The following is a 26,858-nucleotide window of genomic DNA, read 5'->3' on the forward strand; positions in this document are numbered from 1 at the left end:
GGTGAGGGGATGTTTTATAAACAAGACCGATTGTGGTTGAAATTGGTGGAAGTAGTTGGGGTATGGGCGCTTATTGTCCTTTTAGATTTAGTGATAGAAGGGCAAATCATTTCCTCGGTACCGGAAATATTGTTCCTATTCGTTCTTCTCGCTGCACTGCGTTATGGGTTATCTATAGGGGTGTTAGCCTTTTTACTCGTGGCGGTGTATCGCCTTTTTTTCAGCTGGGTCACAGGGGAAGATGTTCTCTTGCTCTTTTATGAAACAGAATCATTAAGTGCATTTCTGTGGTTGCTTTTCGTTGCTTTAATTGCTGGATTATTCAGTACTTCTTATAGAGAGAAATATGAAAGTCTTCAATTTCATAAAGAAGAGACAGAAGATGAGAATCATTATTTAAAAGATACAGTTGAACTACTAGAGCGTACACAGCGTATGTTGCAAATGAAAGTGTTGGAATCAGATCATTCCTTGTCGCGGATTTACCAGGTGGGGATCGCGCTCGATCAGGACCACCCAGAGCTCATTCGAAGTGAGGCCTTAAATGTCTTTCGTGAAGTTTTTAAAGTTAAGCAAATGGCGATCTACCACGTGGACCAGTCTCAGCGTGCACTTCGTCTTCTTATTCGACAAGATGAGAAGAACCGGTTTAAGCAATCGATTTTAATCGAGGATACTTCTTCAATGTTCAAACGTATGCTTGAGGGGAAAACGATCACAATTCGGAATGTCGAGGACCCTGAAGATTCTCCAGTACTTCTCGCTCCGCTTATGTACGAAGGGGAAATTAAAGAAGTTGTTGTTTTAGAGGATGTTGAATTTCATTCCATCACGGCGCATCAAATGCAAGTCCTTTCTCTCGTTTTGGATTGGATGTCGAGCCGTTTACAAAAAGCCTATAATCTTCAACAAGAAAAAGAAAAGCCGAAGATGTTCTCAGGTACGAGCGTTTATAAGAAGCAATTCTTTAACGAGCTTGTAGAAATGGAGGAAAAGAAGGCTAAAGAGTTTAGGCTACCTTATTTAATAGGCAAAATTCGTTTGAAGTCAACTGTCGAGGTGCCGATCATCGAAGCCGAGATGATGATTCGTTCTCACATTCGTGAAATTGACCGCTTAGGATACGATGCGGGTAAGAATGAATTGTGGTTTTTATTCCCTGGTACAGACCCATCAGCCCGTGATGTGATTTTCCCACGTATTGAGCAGGTACTGAGGATGAAAGGGGTCGTGTACAATGCTTGACCTCTTGTTATCCCCTTGGATGTGGGTGGTCTTTTTCCTCGTTCATGCCGTTGTAGTTGTTATCCTAACAGTTCTGCTCAAGGGGCGGTTTCGGGAAGATCAGCAAGCAGTGGTGGTTTGGGTTTCAATGGTTAGCTGTTTTATGCCTATAGTAGGAGAACTGTTTGGGTTTCTGGCTTGGTTTTTAGCGAAGCGTTTTACAAGTGAGAAGATCTTTGAAGACTATGATGAATATGTAAGCTATGAAGTCCTGAACCTTGAGCCTGTGAGACATGAAGCCAAACGAAGTGTCGATCTTTTGCCCCTTTCAGAATCGCTAACGCTTGGAACATTTGCAAATCGGAAGAACTCTATCCTGCAATATATTCCAGAGGGGGTCAACCATCAGGGGAAGTACTTGCGGATGGGATTGCTAAATGAAGATCATGAAACCGTTCACTATTCAGCAACACTTATGAACACGCTGATTGACCAATATGAGCGGGAGTTAGCTTTGGCGAAAGAACAGGCTCAATCAAGGGACCTTGAATCCTTGAAGCAGCTTCATCAAACCTACGCTCGCTATATTCATAGTGACGTACTTACTTCAATCGTACGGAAGCAAAAAGAACAAATGTGGTTAAGTTTCTTGCTCTCGATCGTCCTTTTGTACCCGGAAGAACCTTGGATCTATGAAGGACTTGGAGACTGTAGTAAGCGCCTTGGCGATCTGGAGGAGGCTGCGGGGTATTATAGGCAATTAATGGAGCAATCCCCCACTTATCCAAAAGGCTATACCAAGCTTATTAGCGTCTATTATGAAATGGGGAATTGGTCGGGGATTAAACAAACAATTGCGTTGAGTCAAGAAACTCTCGACTTAATAGACTTATCCGAAGAAGATCGATTTGTTCTACATGTACTAGGAGGGAACGTAACGTGAGAAACATTCGCTCTACATTTGCCGCAATTATTCTAGTCCTCCTGCTGAGTGTTGTTGTGCTGCAGTGGGGAAGGGTAACAGCGATTTATTCCATGTTCCCACTTCTTAATCAAGAAGAGAAACACTTCCCTACTATGGGAACTGAGATGAAGGAACGAAGTGGAGAACCAATAACGATTAGTTTACTAGAGAACGATAGCATTGACTCCAAGGCAGCTATATCAAATATTCGCTATGCGCTCCAATATGCGAAAATCCCATTCAGAGAAATAAAGAAGGAAGACCTCTCTTCTCTTGAACCAAGTCCATACCATATTCTTATCGTAGCCGGAGAACATGCGAAAGAATGGCCTTATGAGGTAATAGAGTCCTTCGTAGATCAGGGAGGGCGTCTGATGGTCGCTTTACGATATGGAGGGGTGAAGCAGGCGTGGAATGATTTAGTAGGAATCGATGATGCCAATGATTTTATCCAATCTACTCAAAAAGGGCTTACGTTTGAGAAATCATTATTCCCAGGTTACCCCAATCTATCATCAGAAAACGCGCTATTTTCTCATAGTGTATTAGATATAACATTAAAAGAAGAGGCAGACCTTTATTTATCCGTGCAGGACCACCCTGTCATGTGGACATTCGACTATGGTAAAGGGAAAGTTGGCTATTGGAATACGACCATTACAAAAGATAAAGAAGCCAGAGGACTTGTCCTTCAGTCTTTATCCCTTTTGCCCCCTTCCTTTGTCATGCACCAGGCTGGAATCAAAGTAAGTTACCTGGATGATTTCCCTTCCCCAATTAAAGAAGGAACGGTAGAGAATATGGGGTACGGGCAATTTGTGAAAGACGTTTGGTGGGAAAGTGTGGAGGAGCTTCGAGAAACGTATGATCTTATCTATACGGGTGCGTTAATCGGCACATATGAAGATCGTCAGCGGTTAGGGGCAGAGGAGTTAATCGAGCTCCGTGAATTTCCAATGGTTTACTACGGTCGTCAAATTTTAAATAGAGGCGGGGAGCTTGCTTTACACGGGTACAATCACCAGCCATTAGTCGTTGAGGAAGATGGGATCCCTGTTGATGAGGGGCATGAATACGTTCCTTGGAAGCGTAAGTCGATTATGAAGAAGAAGTTAAATCAAACTGAAGAGCTCTTCCATCATTATTTTCCTGATCAAGCGTTTCAGTCCTATGTCCCGCCTTCGAACATATTAGGCCCGACAGGATTAGACGCGCTTATGGAGTCATTGCCTTCTGTGAATGTTATCGCCTCCCTTTATTTCGGTGCGGAAGAGGGGGAATCGTTTATTCAGGAATTTGATTTTGATCAATCGTACGCGGGCCTTTATCACTTTCCAAGAACCGCGAGTGGGCATGGGGACACGTCGGAAGATTACTTCTTACTAACGGATGCCATCGCAAACCAAGGAGTATTCTCCCACTTTATCCACCCAGATGACCGTACGGATGTAGACCGTGCGAAAGGAAGAAGCTGGGAGGAAATGCGAGAAGGACTAGAAGGGATGTACCGTTTCTTATCCACTTACTATCCTTACTTAGAAAGCCTGACACAGCAAGAAGCTCGGGAAAAGCTAATCGCCTATCAACAATCGAACATTGACGTGCGGTACGAAAAAGATGCAATCACCATTACAGGTGAAGATATGTTACATCCATCTATTGCTCTCGTACGCCTCAATTCCGGTCAGCACCTTGAGACTGGAGCGTTCTCATTTGGAGAAGTGGAAGTTATGCCAGATTCATCAAACTTGTATATTGTAACGCTTCGTGAACCATCTGTCACGCTTAAGATGAAGGAGGAGGTATCATGAAGATCGGTATGATTGTTGAGGGAAGCTACCCTTATGTAAGTGGTGGTGTGGCGAGTTGGGTGCATACGATGGTTCGACAAATGCCGAATCATCAATTTGTAATCATTGCTATTAACCCAACTGTTTATACAGAAAAGGACATGCAATACCGGTTGCCTCCAAATGTCATAGGACTTCAGAACCTGACCCTTAATGAAGCACCAAAGAAAGGAAGGAAGAGGCGAGTCGTTTTAGAGGACGAAGACATTGATTCGCTTGAAAAATGGCTAATGTTCGAAGAAGTGAATACGAATGCGTTATTCGTCATGGGGGATGTAATTCCTTCAAGCGAACGCTATTTCGCAAGTCGCACCTTTTATGAAACGGTGAAAAAAAGCTATGAACATGAGCCGAATAAGGGATCATTTATTGATTTTTTATGGATGTGGCGGGGAATGTTTGAACCTGTTCTACGACTTTTACAACAAGAACTCCCTAAGGTCGACATCGTCCACAGTGCATCAACAGGCTATGCCGGCTTACTTGGAGCTTACATGGCAAAGAGTCAAGACATCCCCTTTTATGTAAGCGAACATGGAATTTATTCGAGAGAGCGAGAGGAAGAGATTCTGAAAGCTTCTTGGATTCCTTCCTTCTATAAGAAGCATTGGATTGATTTTTTTCATCACCTTTCAAGGCAAGCCTATAAGGAAGCAAGCAGTATCCTCACCTTGTTTGATAAAAATCAACACCATCAACATGAGATTGGAGCAGATCCGGAGAAGACAGCCATTATTCCAAATGGAGTCGATTACGACAGGCTCTCTCAGTTACCTGTGTCAGAAGAACAGCGTCCGTTTCGTATCGGTGCGATTATCCGGGTAGTCCCCATCAAAGACGTGAAAACGATGATTACAGCTGCCAAAATTTTAGAGCAGCGTGGTCGCTTGTTTGAGTGGATCTTAATGGGACCGCTCGATGAAGATGAAGATTACGCGAACAAATGCCGTCTCTTTATCAAGCAAAATGGGCTCGAGAACATGGTGAAGCTAGTAGGGAAAGTCGACATTGCAGATTACTTGCCGACCTTTGATATTGGTGTACTAACGAGTATCTCAGAAGGGCAACCACTAGCTGTGTTAGAAGGGATGTCAGCAGGTCTTCCCTATGTCGTTACAGATGTCGGCGGATGTTCTGAACTGATTTATGGAAGAGAAGATGATCCATTTGGCCCGGCAGGATTCGTCGTACCACCTGTTCATCCTGATCTAGTGGCAGATCGGATTGAGTGGCTTATGGATTACGAGAAGGAGCGTAAGCATTTCGGTGAAAACGGACGAAAGAGAGTGGCAGCCTTTTATCAGCAACACCATATGATCGATCAGTACCGCGAACTTTATCGCGCAGGGAGGTCAGCTTATGGCGGGCATCGGGTTTAAATTACAAAAGCTTTTTCAAGAAGATTACTATTCTTCTAGATTCAAAGCCTATGCTTTTGCTGGACTTGTATCCTCGGGGCCATGGCTGATTGTCATTACAGCGATTACACTCATCCAGTGGCTCTCCTCCAGCCTGACGGGGATCGAGCTTGCTGAACGGGAGCTCTTCACATTGTCTGTTGCGTATTGCTTTATCTTTTCCCAAGTCATCCTAGGCATTCAACACTTAATTGTCACCCGTTACGTCGCGGACTTATTTTATGAAAAATTGTATGATCGAATCTTCCCTACTTTCCTTGGGGTTAGTAAAATAACGGTCCTTCTCTCATTAATAGTCTGGCTAGCGTTTGTATTTTACTCTCCTCTTCATTTAGGTTATAAGCTTGTTCTTTTGACATTGTTTATGACCCTTAACCTGATTTGGGTAATGTTTATATTCTTAAGTGCAGCCAAGTATTATCAAGCGGTAGCCTACAGTTTCCTGGTCGGTGGGGTGGTCGGGGTTTTGTCTATTTTGCTTATTCCTCTAGTCCCCGAATCTTTTCGCATATCTATGTCACTTCTGATGCTTCTCGGTTTTACGTTAGGTATGGTAATGACGCTCTTTGGATTGGTATTTGCCATGCTAATTACCTTCCCAAATCGAAATAGGGAGAATCAGTTTTCATTCTTGGAATATTATGATCGGTTCCCTGCTTTATTTGGGGCTGGATTCTTATACAATGCAGGCATCTGGGTGTGCAACTGGATCATATGGTTTGGGGAAGGCGGAACAATCGTTGCTGACACGTTTCTTACCAACCGCCTTTATGATACGGCAATCTTTTGGTCTTATTTAACGATTATTCCAACGCTCATTATCTTCGTAGTTTCGGTGGAAACCCGCTTCTACGAACGATACCGAACCTTTTACGGCTTTATTAACCAAGGCGGAACCTATGAGCAAATAGAGCGAGCTAAAGATAAAATGAATCACGTACTGCGTCAGGAAATGGCCCGGCTTCTTCGTAGTCAAGGTGTCGTTTCCTTCATGGCAATCCTGTTCTCTGCCTGGTTCGTAGCCCGGGTAGGAATGGACCTTGAAATCGGTGAAATTTTCAGGATTACGACAATCGGCGCCTTCTCGAATGCCATGGTTCTTGTCATCACATTGCTTCTGTTGTATTTCGATGATCAAAAAGGGGCGGTGTGGACGAGTGGCCTGTTCTTTACTCTGAATGGTGGATTCACATGGCTCCTCCTCTCTAAAGGAATTGACTGGTACGGAGTCGGCTTTGCATTAGGATCCACCACCGCCTTTTTGTTTGCAGGCGCCCGTCTGATTTATTTCCTTCGTGAAGTCGATTATTACACTTTTTGCAGACCCGCCGAGCATAAGGGAGGAGACTGGTTCGGGCGCTTCGGAGAGCGGTTGAACCGGATTCGGGTTCTTTGAGAGAGAAGACGGCTGGCGTTTGGGTGGAGCGGCTCAAGTTGGGGGGGGGCGGCTGGCGTTTGAGTGGAGCGGCTCAAGTTGGGGCGTAGAGGCTCAAGTTCACAGCAGACCGGCTTAAGTTTGAAAAATAACGGCTCAAGAGATCAAAATAACAGCTCAAGTCATGCACGGGAAGGCTCAAGTTGGCCGGAACCGGCTCGAAAAGAAGGGGAACTGGCTCAAGTTAAAGGGAAAACGGCTCAAGCCCCGCTGGTAATCTGGCGGGGCTTTGAAGTATGGCTCAAAATCGGGCATAGCGGCTCAAGTTCGCGCGTAGCGGCTCAAGTTCACAGTAGACCGGCTTAAGTTTGAAAGATAACGGCTCAAGAGCTCAAAATAAGAGCTCAAGTCATGCACGTGAAGGCTCAAGTTGGACAGAAACGGCTCAAAAAGAAGGGGAACTGGCTCAAGTTAAAGGGAAAACGGCTCAAGCCCCGCTGGTAATCTGGCGGGGCTTTGAAGTATGGCTCAAGTTCGCGCGTAGAGGCTCAAGTTCACAGTAGACCGGCTTAAGTTTGAAAAATAACGGCTCAAGAGCTCAAAATAACAGCTCAAGTCATGCACGAGGAGGCTCAAGTTGGCCGGAACCGGCTCGAAAAGAAGGGGAACTGGCTCAAGTTAAAGGGAAAACGGCTCAAGCCCCGCTGGTAATCTGGCGGGGCTTTGAAGTATGTCTCAATATCGGGCATAACGGCTCAAGTTCACAGCAGACCGGCTTAAGTTTGAAAAATAACGGCTCAAGAGCTCAAAATAAGAGCTCAAGTCATGCAAGAGGAGGCTCAAGTTGGCCGGAGCCGGCTCGAAAAGAAGGGGAACTGGCTCAAGTTAGCGAGAAACCGGCTCAAGTTTGTGCGTAACGGCTCAAGCCCCGCCCCGCTCGCCTCGCGCGTCACGCCCGCAGCCCACCACGCGTCTCCTTCCAATCACCACCAAAAAACGCCCAGGCCTCTAAGCCTGGACGTTTGTTTCTGATGCTTGTTGTTGTTTACGTTTTTTCAATGTAATCTCAATTCCTGCTATACAAATCATCAGCCATCCGAATCCGATGGCGAAGCCTGCTAGGACGTCGGTGAAGAAGTGAATGCTACCGAAGATGCGGCTGATCCCGATTGCGAGCATGAAGAGGGTGAGGACGATGTTCAACGACCATTTCGTCATGCTGGATAGGTGGCTAATCGAAATGAGGTAAATAAGAAATCCATAAAAGGCGACCGCTCCTGATGTATGACCGCTAGGAAAGCTTGATGACTCGCCTGCGTATTGCGTCTGTTCAGGGCGTTCGCGGCTGTAGGAGATCTTCAACAGTTTTGTAAGCGAACTAACGCCAATCATATTCACCGCAAAGTATACTCCAACCCACCGACTAAATGGGGAGAAGAATAGTAGATAGAGAAGGGTAAGAACGGACAAGACACTTAGCCAAAGGACAGAACCAGCTTTTGTGACTGAAAGCATGGCGGAAGTGATCCAAGATGGAGCTTGATTTGCTACATCAAATGCCCACTGATCAATGGACAATTTTCCTGAAGCCATCGCCATCTCACCAATAATGAAAATCGATGAGAGAAAGATAAGGACTAATAAAAGTGCAGGACCCCACAAGGCAGATGGTTTGGCTCGATCGGATAGTAGTATAGGTTTGTGCATAATAACCTCCTTTATCGGTTTGTTAGAATTGGGGATGTCATCAAAATACCCTTGAGGGCTCAAGGTGAAACGTGTGGAGAGGCTATGGATCATAAACATCTCGTCAATCTTCGGAATGAGAAGTCCTGACTTTAAATCATTGGTTTGAATGAGGAGAAGAGCCTTCTTACGAACAAAAAAACTCTCCACAAGGGGAGAGTTTAAAAGGGATGGGCTTTTTGGTTATTCGGCAGCTGTTGCTTTTTTCGATGGCTTCGATTCATTTCCGCTTTCATCAACGGCGGTGACGTAATACGTAAACTCTGACGCATCAGGGTCTGTGTAATTTTTTCGTTCAAAAGAAGATACACTCGCAACTTTCTCGAACGTTTCCCCGTCAGCGCTACGGTAGACGCGGTAGCCAATGATATCTTCATCACGCACGGCATGCCACGTTATGAATGTTCCGTTTACTTCGACTTTCTCAGGAGCTTCTAGTTCTTTCTCCACTTCTTTTTCCTTCGTTTGCTGCTCGTCTTCTTTCAGTTCTGTATAGACGACCAAGCGTTCCAAATGGTTATTGGTTTCCTGATCGAAGGTTCCGGTACAGGTAATCAAATTCAGTCGCTTCTTATCGGTCGTACCGAAAATCTTTTCGATTGGGGAATTGTCATACGGGTAACTCTCCAAAGCTTTGACGACATACGTTAGCTTTTTGCCGTTTTTGTCTGTAACCGTCACCTCATCGCCTTTTTGGAGATCTTTTAAATAAAAGAAAACAGCTGGGCCTTTGTAGCTGTCGACGTGCCCTGCGATGACGGAATTACCAGTGTTGCCAGGCTTCGTACCAGGTTCAAACCAGCCAACCGTCTTCGTGCTGTCTGGTACTCCCATTTGGCCGTTGTCGAGAATGCCGACTTCCTCAATTTCTGTATCCACGTCAATAGCTGGGATCGACAGGTGAGTTGGAACAATTCCTTGGTCTTCTTGCTCCTTAGGATCATCCGTATTCACGTTTGAAGAATTCATACTTTCAGCTTTATTCAGGACCGTAAACTCCTGCGCAAGCGGGTCTTTCTGTTTATCCTCTTCCTCGTTTAAATACGACGATTCTTCCACATTTGTTACCTGTTCGACTTCTTCTCCCTGCTCCATCTGCTTCTCTTGATTAAGAAGGTTGGCGAACACATCATTTTCATAGCCGATAAGGAGAAGGAAAGCCATGCCTACAATTCCAAAGTAAACCTTCCATTTCATACCCATCACCTTTCTTTTTGTTACTTATTTAGTAAAAGGATAGCATAACGGAAAAAAAGAGGGGCGAATGGCCCCTCAAGAAATCCGATTTTGTGTAGGGACTATGCACGCTTTCTAGTCGCTAGCACGCCGCCTGATAGAAGAGCGAGGCTTAAGAAGGTGACCCAAATCCAAGTTGAGCCAGTTTGCTCGCTCGTGCCAAGTCCTGTATCTGGCATTTCAGATGGCATCATTTTGTACGTATCTGGCATTTGCTTCACAATGGCTTCACTTAGCGTTTCGCCAACGTTGTACATGAACGCGAATCCTTTATCAAATGATTCGTAAGTGGACGTATAATCTCCATTTACATAGTGGTCAAATGTCATAAGCACATCTTCTTCATGCATCCAAACCGTCTCTTTCGCTCTGTCTTCTGGAAGTTTTCCTTCCGTTGCTTGAGATAAGAACATCCCAAATTCTTGAGAGAAAGCTTTCAAACGCTCCTCAGCTTGTTTTCTTTCATCTCCATTGTCCTGAAGGGTGGCTGCTACCACTTGCGATTGAGCTGCAATGTGATCTTTCTGCCACACTTTCTCAAACTGATCAGCAGCTTCTGCTCCATAAATGGATTCAATAGCTGCTTTGAAATCGGCTGTTTGCTGATCTTCAGCCCATGTTACGAAGTCATAATCTTCAGCTTGGTCGTACCCTTTTTGCATCTCTAAAGTCGCCAATGCAAAGTGTTCAGAAGCAAGCTGGTTTAGAGTCGAGCGAAGGTCAGCCGCTTTTGTATCGACCATTGTGTGATTAAATTGCTCTTTGTTCTGGGTTACGATTGCACCAGATAGTGCTTTACTGATATCAAACATGCGATCAAATCCGGTGCGGAATGTTTGATAGGCCTTTTTATAGTCCCCTTCAACATAAGCGTTGAAAACATCTTGTACATCTTGTTCGTGGGCACGTAATACTTTTTCTGCCGTGTCAGCAGGCAGGTTACCGCCAGTTGCTTCACTTAAGAAGTTCCCCAGTTCTTTCGGGAATTCCTGGTTGAGCTGTTGCTTTGCTTGCTCCGCAGCTTCCTTATCTCCATTCTTTACAGCTTCAGCAAGCCCTGGTGTATTCTCGTACTGAGAGTCAAAGATTTCCTCGAATTGCTGAGCGCCTTCTTTTCCATAAATGGATTCAATGGCTTTCGTTAAATCATTCGCATTTCGTTCAAGCGCCTCATTAACCGCCTCAACATCTTCAGCGCCGTCGTATGTTTTCGTCATAGAAATCGTTTGATAGACAAAGTGATTGGATAGAAGTTGACTGAGCGTTGCTCGCAAGTCCGCAGCTGGCGTCTTAGCCGTTGGTCCTGAGTTCGTTTGTGCCATGGATACCGATGGCACGAGAAGGAGTAAGGTCATCGTCAGTGCAAATACTTTTTTCAATAGTTTCATAAATCGATTCTCTCCTTTTTAAAGTTGTGTATGTGAGGGTTTGTTTTTTCTTTTCACATAGCGATCGAGAGAGGGATCGATTTGGATCACCCGTTTTTGAAAAAAATCTAAAAAAATAAAAAAGACTCCCTGCTCAGGTGGGCGATCGCCTGATGTGGAAGTCTGGATAAATTACTTACGGAACAAATTAAGCAATCGCTCTAAAGGACTTTTAGAGTTCTTTACCGTTACTTCAAGTTGCTGGTTAAATGCGTTCTGCGCTTCCCATTCCTTTTGCTGGTCTTCGCGGATTTGTCGAAGTTCTTGTTGTAAGGCTTCGCTTTTTTCGCGTTCTTGTTCGAGTAATGTTTCATATTGAGTTTTCTGTTCTTCAATCATTTTATCCATCTTCGTATGGGTCTTTTGAGAGAAGTTTCCCACACCTGAACTAATCACATGGTGGTCTTGCTGGAGGCGGGAGACAGTCGTCTTCAAATCATCCATGTCTTGCTTAAGCTGCACATTCATTTCACGAGAGGCTGCTAGTTCAGTCGCAAGAAGTTGCAACAATTCCTGAGTCTGCTTCGGATCTGATAGATTCTGATTATATGTACCTGCCGTCGCGATCGTTCGTTCATTATAACCGCTTAACATTTCTTTTTGTTTCGCTACAACCTCCTGGGCTGCTTCATCTTGGGTGAGGGAGGTTTCTTTGATCGCGCGAATCGATTCCACATCTGATTTTACGAAAATCCGTCTGTCGCCATCTTTAAAAAATTCATAACCGTTCCGTTCCAGGATTTGGCCATATCGACGTACGGTCGTGGTAGCGATTCCTACTTCTTCGGCCACTTCTTTCGTGGAAAACGCTCGTTCATTTTGTTGTATGTCGTGTCGCATTTTCGGCCTCCTTTTCCTCAAATATGAAGGTTTTCGAGGAATTTTGCAAGCGCCAATAGATGGGTTTTAAGCGCCTGTTGCAAATCGAATAGAAAAATTTTTTGGTGAAAAATGAGTAATTTTGAGAAGAAGAGGGTATAGAGGAGGATGTGAGACGATATAAAAGTATTAAGATTTTTAGAGGAGGAACAATCATGTCTAAAGATATACTAATGGTCGTGACCAATCACACTAAATTAACTGATCAACATAAAACAGGCTTATGGCTAGAAGAATTCGCAGCCCCTTACAATATGTTCAGAGAACAGGGTTACAATGTACGCGTTACTTCTATTTCAGGAGGTAAAGTCGAGCTAGATCCAAACAGTGTACCTGAAGAGGACACGCCGAAATGGACAGAAGCACGTCTACAACTTGAAGATACAGAAGAATTAACGAAAGACATTGTTGACCAAGGCTACGACGCTATCTTCTTACCAGGTGGCCACGGCGCGATGTTCGACTTCCCGGATAGCGAAACATTGCAATATGCCCTTCAACAAATGGCTGAAAATGACAAAGTAATCGGCTCCGTATGTCACGGACCAGCTGGACTTGTCAACGCAACGTACGAAGACGGCACTCCAATCGTGAAAGGCAAGAAAGTCAACGCCTTCACAGATTCAGAAGAACGTGGCATGGAACTAGAAGACAATATGCCATTCTTACTTGAAAGCAAACTACGCGAACAAGGCGCAGAATTTGAAAGTGGCGAAGACTGGAGTGACTACTCCGTCCGCGACGGCAAACTCGTAACCGGTCAAAACCCAATGTCATCTGAAAGCACAGCACAGAAAGTCATTGAGGCGCTAGTTGAATTCTAAAATAGATGTAGTGATTTGAAGCTGCAAAGGTCTAGAGACCTTTGCAGCTTTTTTTGTTTGGTGTGATGTGGTGAGGCGCGTTGAGGTGGATGTGTAGTGGCTCGAGTGGTGGTGGAGCGGCTCAAGCGGGGGCCGAGTGGCTCAAGCGGTGGCGGAGCGGCTCAAGTTGTGCTCAAACGGCTCAAGTCAGTGAACTACTCAGGCTGGAGAGGTCTGATTTTAAGCTTACTGGCTCAAGTTAGTGGATACCGGCTCAACCGGGGACGGAGCGGCTCAAGTGGGGGCTTAGTGGCTCAAGCGGTGGCCGAGTGGCTCAAGTTGGGCTGGAACGGCTCAAGAGGGAAGGGAACCGGCTCAAGATTTGAGAAAATCGGCTCAAGAAGAGAAAATAACAGCTCAAGTCAGCGGATACTGGCTCAAGTAGGGGGAGAACTGGCTTAAGTTACGTTATATTGGCTCAAGATGAGAAGAAACCGGCTCAAGTCAGCTCCCTACTCAGGCAGGCGAGGTCTGGTTTTAAGCTTACTGGCTCAAGTTAGTGGATACCGGCTCAACCGGGGACGGAGCGGCTCAAGTTGGGCTGGAACGGCTCAAGAGGGAAGGGAACCGGCTCAAGATTTGAGAAAATCGGCTCAAGAAGAGAAAATAACAGCTCAAGTCAAGGAATACTGGCTCAAGTAGGGGGAGAACTGGCTTAAGTTACGTCCTACTGGCTCAAGATGAGAAGAAACAGGCTCAAGTCAGCTCCCTACTCAGGCAGGCGAGGTCTGGTTTTAAGCTTACTGGCTCAAGTTAGTCGATACCGGCTCAACCGGGGGCGGAGCGGCTCAAGTTGTGCTCAAACGGCTCAAGAGGGAAGGGAACCGGCTCAAGATTTGAGAAAATCGGCTCAAGACGTGAAAATAACAGCTCAAGTCAAGGAATACTGGCTCAAGTAGGGGGAGAACTGGCTTAAGTTACGTCCTACTGGCTCAAGATGAGAAGAAACCGGCTCAAGTCAGTGCACTACTCAGGCTGGAGAGGTCTGATTTTAAGCTTACTGGCTCAAGTTAGTGGATACCGGCTCAACCGGGGACGGGAGCGGCTCAAGTTGTGCTGGAACGGCTCAAGAGGGAAGAGAATCGGCTCAAGATTTTAGGAAAACGGCTCAAGGCGAGAAAATAACAGCTCAAGTCAAGGAATACTGGCTCAAGTAGGGGGAGAACTGGCTTAAGTTACGTCCTACTGGCTCAAGATGAGAAGAAACAGGCTCAAGTCAGCTCCCTACTCAGGCAGGCGAGGTCTGGTTTTAAGCTTACTGGCTCAAGTTAGTCGATACCGGCTCAACCGGGGGCGGAGCGGCTCAAGTTGTGCTCAAACGGCTCAAGAGGGAAGGGAACCGGCTCAAGATTTGAGAAAATCGGCTCAAGCCGGGAAAATAACAGCTCAAGTCAGCGGATACTGGCTCAAGTAGGGGGAGAACTGGCTTAAGTTACGTCATATTGGCTCAAGATGAGAAGAAACAGGCTCAAGTCAGCGCACTACTCAGGCAGGCGAGGTCTGGTTTTAAGCTTACTGGCTCAAGTGACAGGACAAGTGGCTCAGGCTCAGAATCAACGGCTCAAGTCCCCGAGAACCGGCTCAAGCCCCCAGCTCCCCCGCCCATCTTCCACCTACATCTTTCTAACTGAATGAACTCAAGGCCAAGGGGCATCATGAATAAGGCTAAAGTCATAAAGAATGTCATACAATGGTTCTGTTTTCCATCTAACCCCTTATAAATAATTGAATTTTCTGTATTCTTTGATAGTGTTAGGAATACTATATGATTCAAGGAGGAATGAAATTACATATGTTTTCAAAGAAAGGTAAACAAATCATTGTCCTGTTTCTTGCTTCGTTTTTGTTAATGGCTCCTTATCAGTCCGCTCCCGTTACTGAGATTAACGCGACGGATGAAGAGGATACGTTGTCCTCAAAGCTGACTGAGATTTTAAGTGATGAGAAATTGGACGGCGCGCTTGCTGGGGTGAGTGTTCGTTCGGCTGAAACGGGTGAGGTGATGTATGAATACAATGAAGATCTTCGCTTGAAGCCCGCTTCGAACATGAAGCTGTTGACGGCTGCGGCCGCGCTTGACACGTTGGGATCTAATTACCGTTTTCCGACAGAGGTTTTGGCTGATGGGGAAATGAAAGGGGGCAAGTTGCACGGTGACTTGTATCTGAAAGGTAAGGGTGATCCTACTTTAATGAAGGAAGATTTCGAAGAGATGGCCCAGTCTTTAAAAGAGGCGGGCGTTCGTGAAGTTAAAGGCGACGTGATTGCCGATGATACATGGTACGATGATGTACGATTGTCAGAGGATATTTCTTGGAATGATGAAACGAACTACTATGCTGCTCAAGTATCCGCGCTAACAGCAGCGCCTAATGAAGACTATGATGCTGGTACCGTGATTGTTGCTGCGTACCCGGGTGATGAAGAAGGAGGGCAAGCTAATGTTCAAGTAACTCCAAAGACGGATTACGTTGAAATTGTTAATCGAACAGAAACAGTAGCTGCAGATGAGGAAAAAGACATTTCGATCGTACGGGAGCATGGGACGAATCAAATTGTTGTCGAAGGCACGATCCCGGTTGACGGAAGTCGTTCTCGTTCGTGGGTGGCTGTGTCTGAACCATCAGGCCTCGCATTAGACTTATTCCATCAGGCTCTAGTGGATGAAGGAATTAAAGTGAAAGGCGAGAAGCAGCTGAATGGTGAGACCCCAGATACAGCAAAACAGCTCGTTTCTAAAGAGTCCATGCCCCTTGAAGAGTTGCTTATTCCGTTTATGAAACTGAGTAACAATGGACATGCTGAAGTGTTAGTGAAAGAAATGGGGAAAGTCACCCATGGTGAAGGAAGCTGGGAAAAAGGGTTGAATGTGGTAGAAGACTACTTATCAGGCATTGGCGTTAATGCAGATACGATGCGCCTCCGGGATGGATCTGGTATGTCGCACGTCAACATGGTGCCGGCTAATGAAATCTCGGACCTTTTATACAAAATAAGAGAAGAAGAGTGGTTTGATGATTATTTGGAATCCTTACCTGTAGCGGGTGACAGCGGGCGCTTCGAAGGAGGGACACTCCGTTACCGGATGGGCGATACCCTGGCAGAAGGGAATGTCCAAGCTAAAACAGGATCCTTAACTGGTGTGACGTCCTTGTCTGGATATGTAACAGCAGAGAACGGGGAAGAGCTGATTTTCTCGATTATCCTCAACAACTATTTAGATTCTGCGCAAGACATTGAAGATGAAATTGCGATTACGCTTGCCAATTATGATGAGTAATAGAAAAAGGGACTTGTTCTTTATGAACAAGTCCCTTTTTTTATTTGGCTATACGGTAAATGGAACACCCGTCAATCGCTCTGACTCTTTCCATAAAAGGTCAGCATCGTTCACATCAAGAGCTCGCGTTTTCGGTTCTACGAGGACAGGGTCGCCTTTCATTTCCCACTTGCCAGATGGCCCGTAGTACTGTCCACCCTTTGCATCCTTGTCCGTTGCGGCGCGAATGCCTGGGAGGGCGCCGTCGTAGGCACTTTGCGTAATCCGTTCAAGCACACCACGAAGCATCTTGAATAAGAACTTATTTTCAATGTGTCTTGCTAAATTCGTATTTGCACCGCCTGGGTGAGCAGCGAGGACTTTAATATCTAAGTCAGCACGTTCAACGCGGCGCTGTAGTTCATACGTGAATAGGAGATTTGCTAACTTGGAACGGGAGTAGGCCTTCATAGGAGAGTAGCCTTTGCCACCTTCATACATTAAGTTATCGAAATCAAGGTCACCTTGTTTGTGAGCGTTACTGCTGATGTTCACGATTCGAGCATGATCTCCCTTTTTCAAGTGATCGAACAGAAGGGAGGTAAGAGCGAAATGGCCGAGGTGGTTAATGCCAAGTTGTTGCTCGAATCCGTCTTCTGTTTTTCCATAAGGGGTGGTCATGACGCCTGCATTGTTCATGAGAATGTCTAGTTTGCTGTATTTCGATTTGAATTGTTCAGCGAATGTATGAATCGATTGAAGGCTAGCCAAGTCAAGCTCCATCACATCAATGTTGGCTTGAGGGAACATGGAAAGAATGCGGTGGGCTGCTTGTTGACCTTTCTCGATCGAGCGACAAGCTAGTATGACTGTGGCTCCTTTTGTAGCATAGACACGGACAGCTTCTTGTCCCAATCCGCTATTGCCGCCTGTTACGATAATGGTTTGTCCCTGCATCGAAGGGATTTTGTCCACAGACCAGTGGTGTGGAAACATATGGAACACGACCTTTCTTGTTGGTTATGTAGCTATTCTCATGGTAAACGTTTGTGCTTCATATGAAAACGATAAGGCATTGAGACATGAAAAAAACTCTAAGTTCCGTCACTTAGAGTTTTTCTTCTAATCGACCTTCTGATTTTCAGACTGGGCGGAAAATTCCTTTTCGGTAGGGAGCATCGAAGTAAATAAAAAGGAAGAGCTGAGTAAAACGGCGATCACGAAAAGAAGCATCTTGGCCCCATCGTTCTCGAATTCACCAAAAATACGCCAAAGTATAATCACGAGAGAGAGCGGGCCGAGTATTAAAGGTGCAAGAAAGCGAGAAACGCCGACGTGGCGGATGCCATTCGCGATATAATAGATTCCCAAGATTATAGGAATCAAATAAAGGATATAGATCATCTTTCCACCCCATTTTGTTCCAATTCATCTTGGTCCATTATAACACCCGAAGTGGTAAAATCATACAAAAATGGGCATAAAGCATGAGAACGAGGAATTTTATCTATTTTCAGATGATCGAAAAAGGCAAAATATGCTAGAGTTTTATTGTGAGGATCAGGAGAAAGGAGGGAGAGGAATTGGACATTCTCGAAAGGGTTCTTTTAACAGCGATCGTTGTAGCAGTATTCATTTCGGTGAATAGCTTGGCTAACTATTATGCTAGGCGTAATTTTAAGAAGCGACTATGGGCCGGCATGCTGTTTATCTTCTCGACACCCCTTTTTATGTTTGGTCTTAGTATGGGGGTGAAGTTTATTAATGAAGGAGATGAGATTGCTGGAACCATTGGTTTACTTGCTTCAATCCCTTATTTCATAAATGGGCTTGTAGTGTTCTTCAGTGCCTTTCGCTTAGTGAAGCCTTCTGAAATTGTAGGTAGTGAAAAAAGTTAGCTATACGGAAAAAAGCTACCGCCCGAATGCGGTAGCTTTGTGATCTATAGAATAGTAGAGAAATCTTTGGCTTGGTTCTCTAGCGTATGTGCAGCTTCAAGAATATTAGCGAAGTCCTCTAGAGCATCTTGAATTTGTTGCTGGCTATCCTGGATACTCGATTGAGCTTGTTCGGTGCCGGTCGTAATGGTATTGATTTCATATGAAATGGACTCAATGCTCGTCTTAACCTCTTTAATAGAACCGTCTACCTTCTCGGATAGTTTCTTTACTTCTTTCGCCACCACGTCAAATCCTCGTCCATGCTCACCGGCTCTTGCTGCTTCGATTCCGGCATTTAGGGCAAGTAAGTTGGTCTGCGCGGCAATATCTTTAATCGTCTTCACAATTCCTTGAATGCTTTTGGCATCTTGTTGAAGATTGTTTAGTGTCTGAATATTTGAAGTCGAGACTTCTGAGATGCTTTCAATCGTCTTTAGAAAGTCCTGGCTGCGTTCAATACCAAACTGCGATTTTTGAGTCAGATCTTCTGACATCGCTTCTAATTTACTCGCTACTGAATGAATCGTATTCTGACGTGATGTAATGTTTGTGGCAACTTTAAACACGCCTACCACTCGTCTTGAGTCATCCCTCACAGGCATATACGTAGCTTCTAACCAAATGGCATCTCCCTTCGCGTCTTTTCGCTTAATCTTATCTTGAAAAGACTTTCCTTTCTCAAGGTCTCGCCAAAATGTTTCATAGCTTCGATCTTGGCTAAACTCAGGAAAACAAAGGTCGCTATGTAGCATTCCATACATCTCGTCTCTTGTATATCCAAGCCCCTTAGCAAAATTGTCGTTCACAAACTGCACTCGGCGATTTAAATCAAACCGGATTGTGGCAAGGTTTTCCTCAATGGCCTGTACCACGTGGTAATCATGAATGTTTGTTTGAATATCTGTTGTCGTCATGGTCTTTCCCCCTTACTTATTATGATAGAATTCCTTATAGGAACAATCAACTAAAAAACATCCTAGTAATGGAATTCAATGATTATTTTAGTGAATAAAAGGATATGCTCTCTTCCTGGGTGAATTTCACCCTAACTTTGAATGAGGGTTCTGTTCTTTAGACGATCGTTGAGTGAGTGCAGATGTGTTACCATTGGGGGAGGAAATGACAGGGAGGAATCCACGTTACTATGATAAAATTCTTATTCTACCTCATGATTGTGTTAGCTGCCTTATTTGCAATCTCCTTTTTCTTTTCAATCTTTACGGCAGGGGTCATCCCCGTTATAGACGGTGTTGCAGCCATCGTCTGTGCATGGAACGCCCGCTCACTGAAGAAAAGAATCCGCACCAAAACTACAACCTAATCCTATCAAAGCACTTCTGTTCAAATCAGAAGTGCTTTTTTTAATGCAGTAAAGGAGTGAAGCGTGCCAGACACCCTTCACTCCTTTACTATATGAAAGTGTTTACATTTTGTTGGGGTTATTTTACAGTTGAATAGATGGGGGTGAGGAGTGATGAAAGCAACGGATAAATATCTTCCTGCTAAAGAACAGGTTGTGAGCTTCTTCTTATTTATTGTATTTCTTGTGTTTTATTGGCGGGTACTCGTATTTCTCTTTCATACCATATTGCCTTTAAATGGGGTTACCTACTTCTTGAGCTGGGTAGCTGTGTTGGCTAACTTCCCGCTCTCGGCATTATCCGTTCGTTATCTTTTCAAGTGGATCAGAGAGTCATAATGGAAGAAGTCACTCTTTAACATCATTTGATCTCTTTTTTGGTGAAGGATGAAACTTACAGGAACCTAAAACCGTAGGAAGAGAGGAACACGAGTTACATAAATGAGTACCCATGAAAGGAATAGAGCAGAGGTTTCCTTTTACCACTCAAAAAAGAGATTAGATAGGAGTTGATCGAATGTCACGCGTTATATTTCGTGTCTGTACCTTTGTCTTCCTAGGCTTATTTTCAATCAGGGTCGTTCTTGATCTTCTTTGGGCTGATCACATTTCATGGGTGGAGAACAGTATACATGCACTCTTTTTGGCAATATTTATGTGGATTGGCTTTGGTGTTAGAAAGCTCATTCGTAAAATGGATCATAAATATGAAAACCTATATCAAGAAAAGAAAAGGGGAGAGAGATCGCCGTGATCCTCAGAAAAATCTATGCCGCACTTAGTACAACCATCATCGCTTCAGCTTTCTTTGGCTATCAGTTTCAGTTATTTGAAAAGGATGGGTTCCTTTCAAACGTAGTCCTCTATATGATCTATATTGGCTGTGGGACGCTCCTTGGTGGCGTGGCCTCTATGGGAATTGAGAGGATGACTAGAAACTTTGGAGACGCACGTGTGATGTTCTCCTTTATCTTTCATATGGGTCTCACCATCCCGGTCATTGTGAATCCGTTCCTGTTTGTCTATGCGGTGCCAGTAGCTGCTCTATTCTTTGTCATTGATGAGGTCTTGAGGAGACGCAGTTCTGAATCGGTTTTGGCATAATGAGAGCTCATTGGATTCAAAAGGACTAAGGAGGTGTGCTTTGGCATGGATATCCCAACAGCTATATGGATGATAGTTGTACTCGCGATCGCCTTCAACTTCAGATGGCTTCGAATCCTAAGTAAAAACTCAGAAGCTCAGATCAAGCAAAATGAGCAATTAATCCAACAGGTGAAGCAGTTAAACGAGCAAGTTAGAGAACAACAAAAATGATAACCAAGAAGCAAAAGATCAAGACTAATGATTGGGTCTGTTATGTTTTCTTCTTAGCAGCAATACGAACAAGACTCGCTTGCAACTTTTCTATTGATTGCACGTCTAATCAATAAGAAAGGGGGCCCACAATGAAAAAACTATATTACATCCTGTTCGTTGCTAGTTTCTTATTAACCGTGATGATGAACTCCGCTACAGCTTCCGCTACGAGCTGGGTCGAAATAGAACCACAAGAAGTTGTGGATCGGGCAGAGGTTGTTGTTTCGGGTACATATAATTTCTCAAGTCAACCAGAACCGAGTGATTTTATATTTCAAGGGCAAGAGTTCGACATCACACATGTTTATAAAGGAGAGGTAGCTAATCCAATCACGGCAGGCATTGATGGCTTTGATGTGGGATGGGTAGAGGAATATCAAGAAGAAGGGGGAGAATTTCTCTTATTCTTAGAAGCGAGTAAAGATGCTGATTTCTTAATACCCGTTGCGGGTCCAAACGGGATGGTTCAACTGAAAGGTGGTAAAGTTGTAGGTCCAAATCAAGCTTTTTACGAAGACTTTCTAAAGTCGCATCCTGAACAAACGATAGCTACAGAGGTAGAACCAAGTCCGGATACACAGGACGAACATTCATCCTTCCTCGTATATGGAAGTATACTTGTTTTGATAGGTGTAGGAGTCGCATTCTTTCTGTATCGCTACAAAAAGAAAACATAGATCGAACGGGTTTTTCGTTGAAAGGAACAATAGAAAACGGCTCAGGTTTCATACGAAATCTGAGCCGTTTTTTTCACGTTCATTCGTTTTTTAGTGGGACGATCCATTACCACACTTCAGGATCCAACCACCCATCAAGCACTTCTCCTAACGCCTCCATCCCAACAGCCCCATCTTCTGTAGGATAAAGCTGAACAAACTTTCCGGCTTCTGTATCAAGTAGGACAGGCTCTGCGCGACTTCCGGGATAGACGCACAGCACTTCACGGATTCGGTTATAGAAAGACTTACGAATAGGACAGTAATATTTAATGCCGACATATTCGTTCATCTGCTCGGCAGCTTTCGTGTTGCCATCCGGCGAGTAGATATTGCGAAGGGGACTATACTTCACTTCTACTGCGATCGATGAATGATAGAGGGGGACATCCTCTTGCTTCTTATAATAGTCGATCCGGATATCTGGCTTTTTCCTTCTGAACTTAGAGAAGAAGTACGTTCCATTAGCGATCGCATCCCGGGAGCGATGCTCAAGCTCTTGTTCGTACACAACATGCAGTTCCAAGTCCTCATTTTCAAGAACGACTGTTGTCCCTCCCTGAAGCTCTGAGTGTAGGTATCCTTTTTGCAACTGCCCCAAGAGTGTATCCTTCTTAAAGGAAAAGCCGCGCTCGGTTATAAGCTGGACAATCGTTAAGAGCGTATAATACTCATACATTTTCCCAGTAGAGTGGAACAAAGGAGACCCTTTGGACGGCGTCGATGGTGACGTTTTTCGCCCTCCGGATTCTTCAAGTTCATGCCACAGCTTATGGAACGAAATATACCCACGGCTTTGAACGGATCGAGGTACCCTTGGATGGACATCGTCCACATCATTCCAGAAACCTTGCCGTATGACGTAGCGGAGCTGTTGTCTATAGGACTTCACCTTCTGAAGCATCTGATCCATACCGGAAATCTTTAATCCATGTGCTTCTTGAGTCTTTTCTTTACTGATCTGCTTGTTCTTTAATAGCGTCTGATCACGAGAAGTGACATGGTGAAGCGGGCTTCTTCGGTCGGATTGAATTTGTCTGATTTCACTCTTGAGTTTCTCTTGTTCGCCCATGAAGACGAGCCGTTCTTGTTCGAGTGTCTGGATTAGAGTGTCCATTCGTTTTAGAATCGCTTTCGTACGAAATTTAACGAGTTGATTCTCAGGGAGGTTCGCGTCATGTCGATGTTTGCGGTTGTAAAACTTTGTCCCACTCATCACGGCTCCTTTAAAGGAGTACTCCCATTTCACACTCTGACGATCCATCCTTCCTGGATGAGACTCGACCTGGTAGTGACGCCTCACGTTCATTTGGTTTTCTTTCTCAATCCAATCCAGTGCGATCGTCAACTTGCGGAAGGAACGATCCAGCCAACGAGAAAAAAGCAGATCGCTTTCTCCCATCAGCTGCTCAGGACTAAGAGATCGACTGACATCCTGGTAGTAGTTTGTTGTCAGCCCATCTAATGCCTCTTCTAAATACTCTGCAATTCGATTGAACTGTTTCTTCGAGAAGTGGTGCGGTATGATGCGGACAGCGCCGTAATACGTCTGACCTCCAATATCGACTTCGTACAGAAATGTCCCGCACGGCCAGGGGAAAGTGTCTTCTTTCGACGGATCAAATAACGGCTGTACTTGCTGGTGTTTCCCTAATGAAATCTCTAGTGAGTTTCCTGCTCCGTCCTTTGAGGGGAGGCGAACCGTAACGGAACGACTGGCCTTCCAGTCAATCAATAGGGCACTCCACTTCTGGTATTCATACACTTCCACGATAGTCTCTGTAAGGTTATGTCGCTTCTGATCCAGGCTCAATCGATCAATTCGCACTTCGTTTCGTCCGGTTTGAAAATAAAGCCCGATTCCTAGAGCCTTTAGTTCGATCGTCTCTTGCTCATTAATTGGTAAAGCCATACATCATCAACTCTTTTGCTTTGTTCTGAAGGGTCTTCAGAGACAAGGTGAAGTCAGAAGCCATCTGAGCACGGTCGGATTTAAAGAGTTGGGCGAGGGAGCCGTCGACATAATCAGTAGGCGTACTCATTTCACCAACCATAGGCGCTGCAAACGTATCTATGCCCTTAATCTTCGTTAAGATCCTCTGATTGATCTGGAAATCAAACAGCTCCCGTCTAGAAAGTAAAGGCTGTCCGTGCTCGTCATGGGGTACGTTGCACAAGTAATCAGCAATTGCTAGTGCCACACGGAATGAGACTCCTTTTTGGGGATCGTTCTCATTCATAAGGGTATGAATCGCATCAAGTGTATGGACCTCGTACTCGTTCAAAAGATGGAGCCCAACCTCTTGCGGAGCAAAGCGCCATTCCCCGCGCAAATGAGAAGCGCTCACCTTTCTCGGCTCAGGAGAAACAGGCACAGAACGGTGGACCTTTTCATAGAAAGCGATTGTATCTTTAAAAGGCGGCTTCTTCGGTGTAATGATATTTGTCCGGTCAAGCAGCCGATCGGAGAAGGATTTCGTCGTCTCATCGAAGTTCACGGTTCCAACAAAGATCAAATTGTCCCCAAGTTTAATACGAGACTGGTAGCGACCACTTTGTTCCGTCACGTGATCGTTAAAGATCTGTAAGTGCTTATCTCCATTAATCTCAAGGAGCGAAAGAAATGGACTGAACCAGTGCTCCACTTGCGATAAATTCATCTCATCAAAAATAACCATATGGAGCTGATCCGGATAATCAGCCGCATGTTGCAAGAGACTCACAAGACCCGTATCGCTTTCATGGAACAGCTCTGTTGTCGGATTCAAGTACCCAAGGATATCATTTGGATCCTGGTAAGAAGGGGAGATGGGTAAGAAAAGCATTGTCTCACCTTCTACGAGTCCTAGCGTTTCCCCGTATATACGAGCGAGCTGTGATTTTCCTGTACCAGACATGCCACCGAGAATGGTGAGCGGATTCGTCTTCACACTCATATGAAACGCATACAGATCCTCTTCACGATAAAACATTTTGTGCTCATACCCTGCTTTATGAAGCAAACGGTGAAGAAACTCCATCTCAGAAGTAGCTCGAGCCGGAGTAGGTATATGCCTTTCTACTGAACTAGCAGGCGTTGCAGGTTGCTCCACCTTTGGCGGGTGCTCTTTAGTCAGCTCTCTTTTTCTCGTTTCAAAAAGCTCACACAAACTAGCGAACTTTTGTTTAGATAAGAAATATAAATGATGTTCGTAAACAGCATCAACATGTTCGATCAGTTCATCTGGATCAAGCGTAGCGTATCGAACAGACGCGTCATCCTTCTGAAAGTACGTTGTAGAGTTACTTTTAGATTCCAAATCAACTTCATAAAGGGTGTTCTCAAACAGAACCATGGATGGAGACGGGAATAGGTTCGGGTATTTTTTTAGTGTGATGGGGCGTTTCTCGTTCGTTAGCTTGGACTCGAGATCCTGATTCGTTTCTCCAATACGCAAGTCGGGAGCTGGAATCACTACATACCCCTCTTCAGGTTGAATGGGCTCAAGCTTAATCAACTCAACGTAAATATTGTCATTCGCATGGGTCAACTTGAAGAGAACAAGCTTGTCCTGAAACAGCGCTTCGATACGTGGCTTAATATCTGGATAGGGAAGACGATCATAGTTGATCAAATCATTGAACAAACGCACGTTGTTCATCGAGTTTGTATTCCCTGTTAACAAGTCACTCATCTTACCAAAATAGCGGGTAAGTCCGTTCGGAATAGGGGATAACGGCTTGATGTAAAAGGTTAGCCGGTCCGAATGTTCGCTTAGTACAATCGGTGATTCCTGAAACGTTTGGGTATGAATTTCAGACGATGTAGCTAATCGGCCAACGAAGATGCTGTCATCGAGTTGTCTTCTTACGATATGTGGGAGTTTAGTTGATAGCTTCATAGGTTGCATCTCCTTCTAGGTAGAAAATAATTTTGCGGAACACGCTCTGAGGAGAACCGCTGACGAATTTATAACTGTACTGTTTCTGTTGCAAATACTTCCTGACTTCAAGCTGCGCCTTAGATGAAAGGGAGTTGGTGTCTATGAAGATCAGCTTATTCTCTGGTATAAACTTAAACTGCTCAGAAAACGAACGATCTGTATTGTATGTAAGCAGCTTCTTTTCAGGGATGAAAGAATCGTAGCGCTCGGCACGTTCGCTTGTAATAAACAAAAAGTCATCAAGCTCTGAGAACACATCGATCTCGGCATCCTCTTTCTTCTTCATCGCATCTTTATACTCCTGACGCACCTTCTCAAGTTCCCGTTCAAGCGTTTCATTCTGTCTCTGAAGCTCTAGTCGTTCTTCTCTTTGGTCTTTTTCTCCATCTTGTCGATCTTGTTCTTTTTCTTTCAACTGACGCAGGAGGTCATCGCGTCGCTTATAATACCGACTTGCTTTTCGTTCAGCAGAAGCCTTCTCGTGTAGCGCTCCCTCTCGCTCTTCGTTAGCTTTCGTAATGGTTCGGTCGGCAAGCGTAATAAGCTCATGGAGTGCAAGTTTGTATAATGGTAGCAATTCTTCAGAAGAATAGTCCTCACCGTTCAGGTCGTATTCGCTTACAATTTGCAAGGCTTCTGTTTCATGATCCTCTTCATACTCTTTTTCGAAAAACGATACAAGATCTAACTCCTCGGGGAGATCCTCGATTATCGTGTGTTTCTCAAGGAACGAATCGATGAGAGAAGGGAGCGTTGTTTCGTGCTTTTGCGCATGGCCTTTGAGAATTTCTTCTAATGAAAATTCTTGAAGGCCAGTGAATACATCTTCTCCGTTCTCTACATTCTCGATCATCCTCTTTCGATTGTCTTCATAACGCTCCGGAAAAAGCACAGCCACAATCATCATTTTTTGCGTATCGGTCATGCTTTCTTCTAAAGATGCCTGTAAAATCAGCTCAGAAAACTCGTGCGCTTCCATGTCCTCTATAAAAGGTCCTGTGAATCCTCGGAAGAAGATTCTCAAATCGGTAAGTGAATCCATAAATTTTGTGATCGTCTGTTTTAGCATAGGAGGTGGGGCAGAAACCAATCGTTTCTTTGAAAATCCTTGTACTTTCAAGTCAAACACCTGGGCAATCTTCGCCATTTCCTTCTTAGAAACATGGTTCAGAAAGTCTTGTTTTACGGTCTTTTGTATCTCGAGCCACTCCTGGCTTATTTCCTTCGTATCCGTTGTCATCAAAGCCACTCCTTAAGATGTAGGTATATGTAAAATAATAGATAAAAAGTCGGGTTATTACTAGTCTTGACATGTATTG

23 protein-coding genes are annotated in these 26,858 nt (G+C 44.6%); 13 read left to right on the top strand and 10 right to left on the bottom strand.

Annotated elements, in window-relative coordinates; genetic code table 11:
* Positions 1–9: 9 nt before the first annotated feature.
* From IEW76_RS10665 to pelG, 5 genes are read left to right on the top strand one after another with little or no spacing between them, the layout of a single operon-like run.
* Complete coding sequence (locus tag IEW76_RS10665; RefSeq protein ID WP_188653635.1) at positions 10–1,245, top strand: hypothetical protein; 1,236 nt, start codon at positions 10–12, stop codon at positions 1,243–1,245.
* Positions 1,238–2,167 (top strand): tetratricopeptide repeat protein, encoded by a 930-nt coding sequence (locus tag IEW76_RS10670; RefSeq protein WP_188653637.1) that lies wholly within the window; start codon positions 1,238–1,240, stop codon positions 2,165–2,167. Before IEW76_RS10665 ends, IEW76_RS10670 begins: the two co-directional genes overlap by 8 nt.
* Positions 2,164–3,999: a DUF2194 domain-containing protein gene (locus IEW76_RS10675; RefSeq protein ID WP_188653639.1), complete on the top strand. Its 1,836-nt coding sequence runs from the start codon at positions 2,164–2,166 to the stop codon at positions 3,997–3,999. The genes IEW76_RS10670 and IEW76_RS10675 overlap by 4 nt, the downstream gene beginning before the upstream one ends.
* A complete protein-coding gene (pelF, locus tag IEW76_RS10680) occupies positions 3,996–5,417 on the top strand; it encodes a GT4 family glycosyltransferase PelF (protein ID WP_188653641.1) in 1,422 nt (473 codons plus the stop codon). Before IEW76_RS10675 ends, pelF begins: the two co-directional genes overlap by 4 nt.
* On the top strand, positions 5,398–6,852 hold the full coding sequence (pelG, locus tag IEW76_RS10685; RefSeq protein ID WP_188653643.1) for an exopolysaccharide Pel transporter PelG: 1,455 nt from the start codon (positions 5,398–5,400) through the stop codon (positions 6,850–6,852). The genes pelF and pelG overlap by 20 nt, the downstream gene beginning before the upstream one ends.
* A gap of 987 nt (positions 6,853–7,839) precedes the next feature.
* Here the strand turns inward: pelG and IEW76_RS10690 are convergent.
* The 4 genes from IEW76_RS10690 to IEW76_RS10705 all read right to left on the bottom strand — a co-directional run bounded on the left by IEW76_RS10690 (position 7,840) and on the right by IEW76_RS10705 (position 12,080).
* Complete coding sequence (locus IEW76_RS10690) at positions 7,840–8,538, bottom strand: phosphatase PAP2 family protein (protein WP_188653645.1); 699 nt, start codon at positions 8,536–8,538, stop codon at positions 7,840–7,842.
* Between the two features lie 222 nt (positions 8,539–8,760).
* A complete protein-coding gene (locus IEW76_RS10695; protein WP_188653647.1) occupies positions 8,761–9,774 on the bottom strand; it encodes a class F sortase in 1,014 nt (337 codons plus the stop codon).
* Positions 9,775–9,875: 101 nt separating this feature from the next.
* Positions 9,876–11,201 carry a copper amine oxidase gene (locus tag IEW76_RS10700; protein WP_188653649.1) on the bottom strand — a complete coding sequence of 442 codons (1,326 nt, stop codon included), beginning with the start codon at positions 11,199–11,201 and terminating at the stop codon, positions 9,876–9,878.
* A gap of 171 nt (positions 11,202–11,372) precedes the next feature.
* Positions 11,373–12,080: a winged helix-turn-helix domain-containing protein gene (locus IEW76_RS10705; RefSeq protein ID WP_188653651.1), complete on the bottom strand. Its 708-nt coding sequence runs from the start codon at positions 12,078–12,080 to the stop codon at positions 11,373–11,375.
* 194 nt (positions 12,081–12,274) lie between these two features.
* Here IEW76_RS10705 and IEW76_RS10710 point away from each other — a divergent pair, with 194 nt between their 5' ends.
* Positions 12,275–12,943, top strand: a complete 669-nt coding sequence (locus IEW76_RS10710) for a type 1 glutamine amidotransferase domain-containing protein (protein WP_188653653.1) — start codon at positions 12,275–12,277, stop codon at positions 12,941–12,943.
* 1,831 nt (positions 12,944–14,774) lie between these two features.
* Entirely contained in the window at positions 14,775–16,262 is a 1,488-nt protein-coding gene (gene dacB, locus IEW76_RS10715) for a D-alanyl-D-alanine carboxypeptidase/D-alanyl-D-alanine endopeptidase (protein ID WP_188653655.1), read from the top strand.
* A 48-nt stretch (positions 16,263–16,310) separates the two neighbouring features.
* Here the strand turns inward: dacB and IEW76_RS10720 are convergent, their stop codons facing one another.
* Positions 16,311–17,237: an oxidoreductase gene (locus IEW76_RS10720; protein WP_188653656.1), complete on the bottom strand. Its 927-nt coding sequence runs from the start codon at positions 17,235–17,237 to the stop codon at positions 16,311–16,313.
* 126 nt (positions 17,238–17,363) lie between these two features.
* Entirely contained in the window at positions 17,364–17,645 is a 282-nt protein-coding gene (locus IEW76_RS10725; RefSeq protein ID WP_188653658.1) for a hypothetical protein, read from the bottom strand.
* 179 nt (positions 17,646–17,824) lie between these two features.
* On the opposite strand from IEW76_RS10725, the gene IEW76_RS10730 reads away from it, so the two are divergent.
* Positions 17,825–18,139, top strand: coding sequence for a hypothetical protein (locus IEW76_RS10730; protein ID WP_188653661.1), 315 nt, complete (start codon positions 17,825–17,827; stop codon positions 18,137–18,139).
* Positions 18,140–18,183: 44 nt separating this feature from the next.
* Here IEW76_RS10730 and IEW76_RS10735 read toward each other — a convergent pair whose 3' ends face one another.
* Entirely contained in the window at positions 18,184–19,095 is a 912-nt protein-coding gene (locus tag IEW76_RS10735) for a methyl-accepting chemotaxis protein (protein ID WP_188653663.1), read from the bottom strand.
* Between the two features lie 230 nt (positions 19,096–19,325).
* On the opposite strand from IEW76_RS10735, the gene IEW76_RS10740 reads away from it, so the two are divergent.
* From IEW76_RS10740 to IEW76_RS10760, 5 genes are all read left to right on the top strand, one after another.
* Positions 19,326–19,502: a hypothetical protein gene (locus tag IEW76_RS10740; protein WP_188653665.1), complete on the top strand. Its 177-nt coding sequence runs from the start codon at positions 19,326–19,328 to the stop codon at positions 19,500–19,502.
* A 150-nt stretch (positions 19,503–19,652) separates the two neighbouring features.
* Complete coding sequence (locus IEW76_RS10745; protein ID WP_188653667.1) at positions 19,653–19,880, top strand: hypothetical protein; 228 nt, start codon at positions 19,653–19,655, stop codon at positions 19,878–19,880.
* Positions 19,881–20,291: 411 nt separating this feature from the next.
* A complete protein-coding gene (locus IEW76_RS10750) occupies positions 20,292–20,645 on the top strand; it encodes a hypothetical protein (protein ID WP_188653669.1) in 354 nt (117 codons plus the stop codon).
* 45 nt (positions 20,646–20,690) lie between these two features.
* Positions 20,691–20,858 (top strand): hypothetical protein, encoded by a 168-nt coding sequence (locus tag IEW76_RS10755; RefSeq protein WP_188653671.1) that lies wholly within the window; start codon positions 20,691–20,693, stop codon positions 20,856–20,858.
* Between the two features lie 131 nt (positions 20,859–20,989).
* Positions 20,990–21,577, top strand: coding sequence for a hypothetical protein (locus IEW76_RS10760; RefSeq protein WP_188653673.1), 588 nt, complete (start codon positions 20,990–20,992; stop codon positions 21,575–21,577).
* Positions 21,578–21,683: 106 nt separating this feature from the next.
* Here IEW76_RS10760 and IEW76_RS10765 read toward each other — a convergent pair whose 3' ends face one another.
* The 3 genes from IEW76_RS10765 to IEW76_RS10775 are packed head-to-tail and all read right to left on the bottom strand — an operon-like array spanning position 21,684 to position 26,779.
* Positions 21,684–23,528, bottom strand: coding sequence for a hypothetical protein (locus IEW76_RS10765; protein WP_188653675.1), 1,845 nt, complete (start codon positions 23,526–23,528; stop codon positions 21,684–21,686).
* A complete protein-coding gene (locus IEW76_RS10770; RefSeq protein WP_188653677.1) occupies positions 23,512–25,497 on the bottom strand; it encodes an McrB family protein in 1,986 nt (661 codons plus the stop codon). The genes IEW76_RS10765 and IEW76_RS10770 overlap by 17 nt, the downstream gene beginning before the upstream one ends.
* Positions 25,481–26,779 (bottom strand): hypothetical protein, encoded by a 1,299-nt coding sequence (locus IEW76_RS10775; protein WP_188653679.1) that lies wholly within the window; start codon positions 26,777–26,779, stop codon positions 25,481–25,483. The genes IEW76_RS10770 and IEW76_RS10775 overlap by 17 nt, the downstream gene beginning before the upstream one ends.
* Positions 26,780–26,858: the final 79 nt, after the last annotated feature.

Source organism: Pontibacillus salipaludis (genome assembly GCF_014642405.1).
GTDB lineage: Bacteria > Bacillota > Bacilli > Bacillales > BH030062 > Pontibacillus > Pontibacillus salipaludis.

What these genes read in the sequence shown, in the direction of transcription:
- IEW76_RS10665 (WP_188653635.1), top strand. Translation starts at nt 10, where the DNA reads ATGTTTTATAAACAAGACCGATTGTGGTTGAAATTGGTGGAAGTAGTT.
- IEW76_RS10670 (WP_188653637.1), top strand. Translation starts at nt 1,238, where the DNA reads ATGCTTGACCTCTTGTTATCCCCTTGGATGTGGGTGGTCTTTTTCCTC.
- pelF (WP_188653641.1), top strand. Translation starts at nt 3,996, where the DNA reads ATGAAGATCGGTATGATTGTTGAGGGAAGCTACCCTTATGTAAGTGGT.
- pelG (WP_188653643.1), top strand. Translation starts at nt 5,398, where the DNA reads ATGGCGGGCATCGGGTTTAAATTACAAAAGCTTTTTCAAGAAGATTAC.
- IEW76_RS10690 (WP_188653645.1), bottom strand. Translation starts at nt 8,538, where the DNA reads ATGCACAAACCTATACTACTATCCGATCGAGCCAAACCATCTGCCTTG.
- IEW76_RS10695 (WP_188653647.1), bottom strand. Translation starts at nt 9,774, where the DNA reads ATGAAATGGAAGGTTTACTTTGGAATTGTAGGCATGGCTTTCCTTCTC.
- IEW76_RS10700 (WP_188653649.1), bottom strand. Translation starts at nt 11,201, where the DNA reads ATGAAACTATTGAAAAAAGTATTTGCACTGACGATGACCTTACTCCTT.
- IEW76_RS10705 (WP_188653651.1), bottom strand. Translation starts at nt 12,080, where the DNA reads ATGCGACACGACATACAACAAAATGAACGAGCGTTTTCCACGAAAGAA.
- IEW76_RS10710 (WP_188653653.1), top strand. Translation starts at nt 12,275, where the DNA reads ATGTCTAAAGATATACTAATGGTCGTGACCAATCACACTAAATTAACT.
- dacB (WP_188653655.1), top strand. Translation starts at nt 14,775, where the DNA reads ATGTTTTCAAAGAAAGGTAAACAAATCATTGTCCTGTTTCTTGCTTCG.
- IEW76_RS10720 (WP_188653656.1), bottom strand. Translation starts at nt 17,237, where the DNA reads ATGTTTCCACACCACTGGTCTGTGGACAAAATCCCTTCGATGCAGGGA.
- IEW76_RS10725 (WP_188653658.1), bottom strand. Translation starts at nt 17,645, where the DNA reads ATGATCTATATCCTTTATTTGATTCCTATAATCTTGGGAATCTATTAT.
- IEW76_RS10735 (WP_188653663.1), bottom strand. Translation starts at nt 19,095, where the DNA reads ATGACGACAACAGATATTCAAACAAACATTCATGATTACCACGTGGTA.
- IEW76_RS10740 (WP_188653665.1), top strand. Translation starts at nt 19,326, where the DNA reads ATGATAAAATTCTTATTCTACCTCATGATTGTGTTAGCTGCCTTATTT.
- IEW76_RS10755 (WP_188653671.1), top strand. Translation starts at nt 20,691, where the DNA reads ATGGATATCCCAACAGCTATATGGATGATAGTTGTACTCGCGATCGCC.
- IEW76_RS10760 (WP_188653673.1), top strand. Translation starts at nt 20,990, where the DNA reads ATGAAAAAACTATATTACATCCTGTTCGTTGCTAGTTTCTTATTAACC.
- IEW76_RS10765 (WP_188653675.1), bottom strand. Translation starts at nt 23,528, where the DNA reads ATGGCTTTACCAATTAATGAGCAAGAGACGATCGAACTAAAGGCTCTA.
- IEW76_RS10770 (WP_188653677.1), bottom strand. Translation starts at nt 25,497, where the DNA reads ATGAAGCTATCAACTAAACTCCCACATATCGTAAGAAGACAACTCGAT.
- IEW76_RS10775 (WP_188653679.1), bottom strand. Translation starts at nt 26,779, where the DNA reads ATGACAACGGATACGAAGGAAATAAGCCAGGAGTGGCTCGAGATACAA.